Source organism: Streptomyces macrosporus, assembly GCF_039533145.1.
In the GTDB taxonomy this organism is placed as follows: domain Bacteria; phylum Actinomycetota; class Actinomycetes; order Streptomycetales; family Streptomycetaceae; genus Streptomyces; species Streptomyces macrosporus.
Genome location: NZ_BAAASZ010000017.1, coordinates 220196 through 229560, shown reverse-complemented (window position 1 = coordinate 229560; position 9365 = coordinate 220196). Strand labels below are relative to the sequence as shown.

The following is a 9365-nucleotide window of genomic DNA, read 5'->3' as shown; positions in this document are numbered from 1 at the left end:
CGCGGCGTCGGCCGCCGTGTCCTTGTGGAAGACCAGACTGCCGTCCTCCACGTCGACCCGCACCCGGGTGCGCGGACCCAGCTCGCCGCCGAGCAGCATCCGCGAGAGCGGGTTGTCCACCTCCCGCTGGATGGTCCGGCGCAGCGGCCGGGCGCCGTACTCCGGCTGGTAGCCGTGCCGGGCGAGCCACTCCACGGCCTGCGGGGTGAAGTCGACCTCCACGCCCTGGGAGTGCACCCGCCGCCGGGTCTCGTCCAGCAGCATGTCGGTGATCCGCCGCAGCTGCTCGTCGGAGAGCTGCCGGAAGACCACGATCTCGTCGATGCGGTTGAGGAACTCCGGCCGGAAGTGCTCGCGCAGCGGGCGCAGCACCCGCTCCCGGCGGGCCGCCTCGTCCGCCTCGGCGCCCGTGCCGCCGGAGGTGAAGCCCAGCGCGCCGCCCCGTCCGGTGATGGCCTCCGAGCCGAGGTTGCTGGTCATCACGATGACGGTGTTGGTGAAGTCGACCGTGCGGCCCTGGGAGTCCGTCAGCCGCCCGTCGTCGAGGACCTGGAGCAGGATGTTGAAGACGTCCGGATGCGCCTTCTCCACCTCGTCCAGGAGCAGCAGCGAGTAGGGGTGGCGGCGCACCGCCTCCGTCAGCTGCCCGGCCTCCTCGTGGCCGACGTACCCGGGTGGGGCGCCCACCAGCCGGCTGACGGTGTGCCGCTCCTGGTACTCGCTCATGTCCAGCCGGACCATCCGGTCGTCGGTGCCGAACAGCGCCTCCGCCAGCGCACGGGCCAGCTCGGTCTTGCCGACGCCGGTGGGGCCGAGGAAGAGGAAGCTGCCGATCGGACGGTTGGGGCTGGACAGTCCGGCGCGGGAGCGCAGCACGGCCTCGGCGACGACGGAGACGGCCTCGTCCTGGCCGACGACCCGCTGGTGCAGGTGCTCCTCCAGGGCCAGCAGACGGGACTTCTCCTCCTGGGTGAGCGTGCTGACGGGAATCCCGGTCTGCCGGGAGACGATGTCGGCGATGTCCTCGACGGTCACCTCGGAGATGCGGTCGGCCACCACCGGCTCCGCGCCGTCCGCCTCGCCGATCCTCCGCTCCACCTCGGCGAGGCGGTCGCGCAGCTCCTTCGCCCGCTCGTAGTCCTCGTCGGCGACGGCCTGGTCCTTGTCCCGCCGCAACTGCTCGGCCTCGCGCTCCAGCGCGCGCACGCCGGTGCCCCGGGTGGAGAAGCGCAGCCTCACGCGCGCGCCGGCCTGGTCCATCAGGTCGATCGCCTTGTCCGGCAGGTAGCGGTCGGTCAGGTAGCGGTCGGACAGCTCGACGGCGGCCAGCAGCGCCTCGTCGCTGTAGCGGACCTGGTGGTGGGCCTCGTACCGGTCGCGCAGCCCCCGCAGGATCTCCACCGCGTCGGCCGTGGAGGGTTCGGGGATCAGGACGGGCTGGAAGCGGCGGGCCAGCGCGGCGTCCTTCTCGATGTAGCGGCGGTGCTCCTCCAGGGTGGTGGCGCCGATGACGTGCAGCTCGCCGCGGGACAGCGGCGGCTTGAGCATGTTGCTCGCGTCCATCGAACCGCTCTCGCCGCCCCCGCCGGCGCCCACGACCGTGTGCAGCTCGTCGATGAAGACGAGCAGCTCGTCGGAGTGGGCGCGGATCTCGTCGATGATGCCGGTGAGCCGCTCCTCGAAGTCGCCCCGGTAGCGGGTTCCGGCGACCAGGCTCCCGATGTCGAGCTGGACGACGCGGCGGCCCAGCAGGTTGTCCGGCACGTCGCCGTCGGCGATGCGCTGCGCCAGCCCCTCCACGATGGCGGTCTTGCCGACGCCGGCCTCGCCGATCAGCACCGGATTGTTCTTGCCCCGCCGGGCCAGGATCTCGATGGTCTGCTCGATCTGCTCGTCGCGGCCGATCACCGGGTCGATGCGGCCGTCACGGGCGAGCTCGGTCAGGTCCCGGCCGAACTTGTCCAGGTTCGGTGTGCCCGTCCCGCCCCGCCCCGGACGCGTTCCCGGCGCGGCGGGCTGGGGCTCGCCCGGGCCCGCCGCGCCGGGCAGGTGGCCCTCGGGGAGGCCGGCGCGCGCGTCGAAGCGGGCGGCGTTGAGTATCTGTCCCGCCGCGGAGTCCCGGTTGGCGGCCAGCGCCACCAGGATGTGCTCGGGGCCGATGTAGGACACGCCCGAGGACCGGGCGACCTCGTGGGCGTCCATCAGCGCGCGCTTGACGGCGGGACTGACGGAGATCGAGGAGCGCGGCGGGCCGTCCCCGGCGTGCCGGTCGATCTCGGCGACGATCGTGTCGGGGTCGCCTCCGGCGCGGGAGACCATGGCACGGGTCGGATCGGTGGTGAGAGCCGCCCGCAGCAGGTGCTCGGTGTTGAGGTCGGAGCTGCCGTGCTCGGCCGCGTACGACGCCGCGGACGAGACGAGCTGCCGGGCGGGCTCGCTCATCAGTCGGACGAAGTCGAAGTACCGGGGACCGGGCCGCTGCCCGCCCGGCGCGGCGCCCAGGAAGCGCGCGAGGAACTCGCCGAGCGGATCCCGGCCGAAGCCCTCGGGACCCATGTACCCGCTGGTCATAGATGTCCATCCCGCCGGTCCGGACGGAGCCGGGCCGCGCTGCTGTCTCGATGCGTCTGTCTCGCGCTCCGGGTTTCCCGCTCCGAGCGGCGCGACACGTCGCCTGTGTCAGCACTTGATGCGTGTGCCCGCATTCATTCGCATTCGTCAGCGTCTTTCATTGTCCATCCGCATCCATCCGCATCGCTCCGCGCGGGGGGCGGGCCCGTGCCGGAAGGGCGTCCGGGGGCGTCGCCCGGTCCGTCCCGTCCGCCGCGCCGGTCCGGGGAGGAGGGGGCGGGCCGTCCGCAGGTGTGAGGCGGGCGGAAGAGGTTATCCGGAGCGTGTGACTCCTTCGGTGGGGGACGTGCCCGGACCGGACGTCGAGACCGTGCGGATCCCCGCGGGCCACGAGCCCCGGGCCCTCGCCCCCGGCCTTGCGGGGTTGCCGGGTGTTTCGTCGGTTCGCGGTCGGAAGGGCACGGTCCATGTCGTTGCTGTCGGGTCTGCGTGTGCCGGTTCCCCCCGGGCTCGGTCTGGTGTCGGACGGGGTCGCGGGGGCGCGTGAGGCCGTGGGGACCGTCGGCAGGCTGGCCGGCCGGTTCGTCGGGCTGCCCGGACGAGCGGTGTGGACCAGGCCGGGACGCTGCTACATCGTCGTCCACGGGCTGCACAACTCCGACGGGGCACGGCTCGCCCGACGGGTGGAGAGCAACCTGGAGGGACACCCCGGGGTGCTCTGGGCGCGGGTGAACGCCCCGTCGGGACGGGTGGTGGTGGCCCTGGCGTCGCCGCCCCCGCCGGAGCGCGAACTGGTGGCGCTGGTGGAACGCGCCGAGAGCCAGGTCCCCTGCGAGGAGCACGGGGAGTGGTGCCAGGAGCCGCACCACCCCTGCGAGGGCCCGCGGACCCGCCAGTCGGTCTCCGCCCTGGGCGCCGACGTGTTCGGACTGGCGCTGTCCACCGTCAACCGGGTGGCCCCCTGGACGCCCCTGCCGCCCGAGGTGGCCGCGATCACCGGAGCCGTCACCCGCCATCCGCGGCTGCGGCACCTGATCGACGTGGGGCTGCACGACCCGGAGCGGGCCGAGTCGCTGCTGCCGGTGATCTCCGCGCTCACCCAGGGCGTGGCCACGCGCGGCGGCGGACTCATGCTCGACGTCGTCCAGCGCCTGGCCCAGTGGCGGGAGGCCGGTGCGCACCGCCAGGCGTGGCAGGAGGCGGAACCGAGGCTGGTGAGCGGCCCGGAGGACGCCGCCGCGGGCCCGATCACGGCGGAGCGCCCCCGTCCCGCCCCCCGCGACGCCACCGACCGCTACGCCGAACGGTCCATGGCGGTGAGCATGTCGGCCGGTGCGGCGGCGGTGCCGTTCGCGGGACCGCGGCGCGGACTGGCGGTGGCGCTCGCCGGCGTCCCCAAGGCCCCGGACGCGGGCCGGGAGGGGTTCGCGACCACGCTCGGCCGCGCCCTGGCGCTGCGGAGCGCCGTGGTCATGGACCGCGGCGTGCTGCGGCGGCTGGGCCAGACGGACACCGTCCTGCTGGACGAGGAGGCGCTGAGCAGCAGCCACCACGAACTGGCCGATCTGGTCCCCTTGGAGGGAACGGACCCCCAGGAGGCGGCCGAGCGGACCTTCGCGCTCTTCGCCCCGGAGGACGCGGACACCACCCACCGCGACGAGGACGGCTGGAGCCTGGGACCGCTGGAGGCGCTGGAGCTGACCGGCCGCAAGGGGACGCAGGCCGCGCGGCGCCTACGGAAGCAGGGCGGCGAACGCGTCCTGGGTCTGGCCCGGGGCAGGCGTCTGATGGCCGTGGCGGGCCTGGCCCGGCAGAAGGCCCCGGGCGCGGACGCCGTGGCCGCCGCGGCCCGCCGCGCGGGAGTCCGCGTGGTGCTCGCGAGCCGTCGACCGGAGCCGGTCTTCGGCTTCGCCGACACCGTCGTCCCCGGCGGCGACCACCTGGCGGAGTCCGTGCGCGGGATGCAGGCGGACGGCGCGGTGGTGCTGCTGGTGTCGGGCGACCGCCGGGCCCTGGCCGCGGCCGACTGCGGGATCGGCGTGCACCGGGACGGCGAGCCGGCGCCCTGGGGCGCCCACATCCTGGCCGGCACCGACCTGGAGACGGTCGGGCTGGTCGTGGACGCGGTGGGCGTGGCCGCCCAGGTCGACCACGAGAGCCGGTTCCTGGCCGCGGGCGGCAGCGGCGTCGGCGCGATCGCCGCCCTCCAGGCCCTCCCGTTCCAGGCCACGGCCCGGGGCGCCGCGGCGAACACCACGGCCGGAACCGCGGCGTTCTGCCTGGGCACCTGGCGCGCCCGACAACTGCTGTCCCGGCCCGTCACCCCGCCGGTGGAGACCACGCCCTGGCACCTGATGCCCACCGACCGCGTCCTGGAGCGCCTGGGCACCACGGACCGGGGCCTGGACCGGGCGGAGGCGGAGGCCCGGGCGGCCAGGGAGACGACCTCCGAGCAGCCGAAGGGCATCAGCCTGCCCGCGGCGTTCATCGAGGAGCTGGCCAACCCCCTCACCCCGGTGCTCGCGGCGGGCGCCGCCCTGTCGGCGGCCGTGGGATCGCAGACCGACGCCGCGCTGGTGGCGGGGATCACCGGCGCCTCCGCCCTGGTGGGCGCCGTCCAGCGGGTGCGGACCGACCGGGCCCTGGCGGAGCTGTTCGCCCGCTCGGCGATCGGCGCGCGGGTCCGGCGGGGCGGGACCGAACGCCTGGTGGCCGCCGGCGACCTGGTGCCCGGGGACGTCGTCGTGCTGCGCTCCCAGGAAGTGGTGCCCGCGGACTGCCGGCTGCTCCACGCCGAGGGACTGGAGGTCGACGAGTCCTCCCTGACCGGCGAGTCCCTGCCGGTGGCCAAGGACCCGGCGCCGGTGGTCGCCGCGCAGATCGCCGACCGCCACTCCATGCTCTACGAGGGCACCACCGTCTCGGCGGGCACCGCGGTGGCCGTGGTGGTGGCCACCGGGTCCGCCACCGAGGTCGGGCGCAGCCTGGCCACCGCCCGCCAGAAGGCCCCCACGACCGGTGTGGAGTCCCGGCTGCACGAGCTGACCAAGACCAGCCTGCCGCTGGCGCTCGGCTCGGCCGGCGCGGTCGCCGGCGCCGGCCTGCTGCACGGCCTCAGGCTGGCCGACACGCTCGCCTCCGCGGTGAACCTGGCCGTCGCCTCCGTCCCCGAGGGACTGCCGCTGCTGGTCAACGCCGCCCAGCTCGCCGCCGCCCGGCGGCTGGCCGACCACGGCGCCCTGGTGCGCAACCCCCGTACGATCGAGGCCCTCGGCCGCGCCGACGTGCTCTGCTTCGACAAGACCGGCACCCTCACCGAGGGGCAGCTCCAGCTCGCCACCGTCAGCGACGGCGAGCGCGACCTGCCCGCCGACCGGCTCGACGCCGCCTGCAAGGCGGTCCTGGCCGCGGCGCTGCGCGCCACCCCGCCCGCCCGCCCGTCCGAGCCCATGGAGCACCAGACCGACCGCGCGGTGGTGGTCGGGGCACGGCGCGCGAAGGTGGCCATGCGCCAGGGCGCGCCGCAGTGGCGGCGCACCGACTCCCTGCCGTTCGAGTCGTCCCGCGCCTACCACGCCACCGCGGGCCGCACCTCGCGCGGCGCGCTGCTCAGCGTCAAGGGCGCCCCCGAGAACGTGCTGGAGCGCTGCTCGCGCCGGCGCGGCGGGGCCGAGGGCGGCGGAGGCCGGGAGAGCGAACTCGACGACATCGCCAGGAAGCGGCTCACCGCCACCGCCGAGGAGCTCGCCGGCGCCGGACGCCGCGTCCTGGCCGTGGCCGAACGCCCGCTGCGTCCGAACGAGGACCTCACCGACGACACCGTCGACGGTCTGACCTTCCTCGGCTTCGTCACCCTCGCCGACCCGGTGCGCTCGGGTGCCGCCCCGGCCACCGCGCGGCTGCGCGCGGCCGGGGTGCAGACGGTCATGCTGACCGGCGACCACCCCGCCACCGCCGACGCCATCGCCGCCACCGTCAGCGAGAACCCCGACCAGAAGGTGTGCACGGGCGCCGAGATAGACGAGCTGAGCGACGACGAACTCGACGAGCTGCTGCCCACCCTGGACGTGATCGCCCGGTGCAGCCCCCACCACAAGGTGCGCATCGTCCAGGCGTACCAGCGCATCGGCCGGGTGGTGGCGATGACCGGCGACGGCGCCAACGACGCCCCCGCCATCCGGCTGGCGGACGTCGGCATCGCCCTGGGACGGCGCGGCACGCCCGCCGCGACCGCCGCCGCCGACCTGGTGGTCAGCGACGACCGGCTGGAGACGATCATCGCCGCGCTGCTGGAGGGCCGCGCGATGTGGGGATCGGTCCGCGACGCGCTGGCCATCCTGCTCGGCGGCAACCTCGGCGAGGTGACCTTCAGCGTGCTGGCCGCCGCCCTGACCGGCAGTTCGCCCCTGAACGCCCGGCAGATCATGCTCGTCAACCTCCTCACCGACCTCGCCCCGGCGCTGGCCATCGCGGTGCGCGAACCGGCGACGGAGACGGGGGAGAGGCTGCTGCGGGAGGGCCCGGAGCGGTCCCTGGGCACCGGCCTGTCCCGGGAGGTGCTGCTGCGCGGCGCCACCACCACGCTCGGCGCGGGACTGGCCTGGGGCGCCGCCCGGCTCACCGGACGGGGCCGGCGGGCGAGCACGGTGGCGCTGGCCTCGGTGGTCGGCACCCAGCTCGCCCAGACGCTGCTGACCGGGGGCCTGGACCGCAACGTGCTGGTGGCCGGGCTCGGTTCGGCCGCGGCCCTGGCCACCGTCATCCAGACGCCCGGGGTGAGCCAGTTCTTCGGCTGCACCCCGCTGGGCCCGGTCGGCTGGGGCATCGCCCTGGGGTCGATCACCACGGCCACGGTGCTGGGCGCCGCCGCGACCCCGCTGGTCCGCCGCCTGGCGGTGCCGTCGATCCTCCCGTACGGGGTGGAGACGGACGCGGAGGAGTCCCCGGAGGAGTCCCCGGTGGAGGAGTCCCCGGTGGAGGAGTCCCGGACGGGGGAGTGAGGTCGGGAGCGAGGCCGTCCGTCGCCGCGGCGGTGGGCGCACGCGCGCGGGACGGGCACGGCGCCGCGCGAGGACGGCGGCCGACGACGAGAACCGAGGACGGCACACGAGAACGGAAGCCGAGGACGGCGACACACGGGAGCGGCCCGCGGAGCGCGTCACGCGCTCCGCGGGCCGCTTCGGAATCCGACCGCTTCGAGGAGAGGAGCCCGCGGTCGGAAGGGGTGCCGGATCAGACCCGGCCGCGCCAGGCGCCGGTCTCCGTGCCGCGCTTCTCGATGAACTCCTTGAACCGCTTCAGGTCTCCCTTGACGCGGTGCCGGACCACGCCGAGCTTGTCGCCGACGGTGTCCGTCACGCCCTCGGGCTCGTGGTCCATCTGGAGCATCACCTTGGTCCGGTCGTCGTCCAGGCGGTGGAAGGTGACCACGCCCGCCTGCCTGGCCTCACCGTCGACCGTCGTCCACGCGACCCGCTCGTCGGGGATCTGCTCGGTGATGCGGGCGTCGAACTCCCGCTTGGCACCGGCGACCTTCGTCACCCAGTGGGTCAGGGTGTCGGTCTTCTGCTCGACCCGCTCGACACCCTCCATGAACTTCGGGAACGTCTCGAACTGCGTCCACTGGTCGTACGCGGTGCGCACCGGAACGCGGACCTCGATCGACTCCTCGACCTTGGACATCCGTCATCCCTTCTCTCGGTCGTGATGACTGGTGTGCGGTGTTTTGTTCCGTCAACTTCCGCCTACCCGAAAGGAGTACGGACATTCGGCGACCGAGCGGACGCGCTCCGGAGGCGTCACGGCAGGGGAGTTCCCCCGGTGGCGTTGACGATCTCGGCGGTGATGTAGCTCGCCTCCTGGGACGCCAGGAAGACGTACGCCGGGGCCATCTCGGCGGGCTGGGCCGGCCGGCCCAGCGGGGACTGCTTGCCGAACTCCGAGGTGTCGGGCATGGTCGCGGGGATCAGCGGCGTCCACACCGGGCCCGGGGCCACGGCGTTGACCCGGATGCCCCGCTCGGCCAGGTTCTGCGCGAGCCCCTGGGTGAAGGTGACGATGGCGCCCTTGGTGGTGGCGTAGTCGAGCAGGTGCGGGCTGGGCTTGTACCCCTGGACGGAGGTGGTGTTGATGATGCTGCCGCCCGCGGGGATGTGCGGCAGGGAGAACTTGCACAGCCAGAACATCCCGTACAGGTTGGTGCGCATCGTCCGGTCGAACTGCTCGGTGTCGATGCCCTCGATGCCCTCGGACTGCGCCATCTGGAAGGCGGCGTTGTTCACCAGGACGTCGATGCGGCCGAACTCCGTCACCGCCCGGTCCACCAGGCGACGGCACTCGGACTCCTCGCGGATGTCGCACAGGAGGGGCACCGCCGTCCGTCCGGCCTCCTCCACCAGCCGCGCCGTCTCCCGGGCGTCCTTCTCCTCCTCGGCGAGGTAGGTGAACAGCACGTCCGCGCCCTCCCGCGCGAAGGCGAGCGCCACGGCGCGGCCGATGCCCGAGTCGCCGCCGGTGACGATCGTCTTGCGGTCCTTCAGTCGGTCGCTGCCGCGGTAGGAGGACTCGCCGTGGTCGGGCTCCGGCTCCATCCGCTCGGTCAGCCCGGGATGCGGCTGGTCCTGCTGGGGGAACTCCGGCTGCGGGTGACGCTTGGTCGGGTCCTGCTGTCCCTGGTCGCTCATGTCCGTCCTTCTTCTCTCTTCCTGGGGTTCCTGGCTTCGTGCGTCCTCTGCCGCCCGGCTCCGATCCGGCGTCCGTTCGGACCCGGACCCGGAGACGGCACCCGCCCGGAG

Annotated in this window: 4 protein-coding genes; 1 reads left to right on the top strand and 3 read right to left on the bottom strand. The window is 74.4% G+C overall.

Features of this window, described 5'->3' with window-relative positions; translation table 11 throughout:
* On the bottom strand, positions 1-2571 hold a 2571-nt coding region (locus tag ABD335_RS09465), incomplete at its 3' end, for an ATP-dependent Clp protease ATP-binding subunit (RefSeq protein WP_344321697.1).
* 491 nt (positions 2572-3062) lie between these two features.
* On the opposite strand from ABD335_RS09465, the gene ABD335_RS09460 reads away from it, so the two are divergent.
* Positions 3063-7571: a cation-translocating P-type ATPase gene (locus tag ABD335_RS09460; protein WP_344321696.1), complete on the top strand. Its 4509-nt coding sequence runs from the start codon at positions 3063-3065 to the stop codon at positions 7569-7571.
* 232 nt (positions 7572-7803) lie between these two features.
* Here ABD335_RS09460 and ABD335_RS09455 read toward each other — a convergent pair whose 3' ends face one another.
* Positions 7804-8253, bottom strand: a complete 450-nt coding sequence (locus ABD335_RS09455; RefSeq protein WP_344321695.1) for an SRPBCC family protein — start codon at positions 8251-8253, stop codon at positions 7804-7806.
* Between the two features lie 116 nt (positions 8254-8369).
* Positions 8370-9254 carry an SDR family oxidoreductase gene (locus tag ABD335_RS09450; protein WP_344321694.1) on the bottom strand — a complete coding sequence of 295 codons (885 nt, stop codon included), beginning with the start codon at positions 9252-9254 and terminating at the stop codon, positions 8370-8372.
* Positions 9255-9365 lie beyond the last annotated feature (111 nt).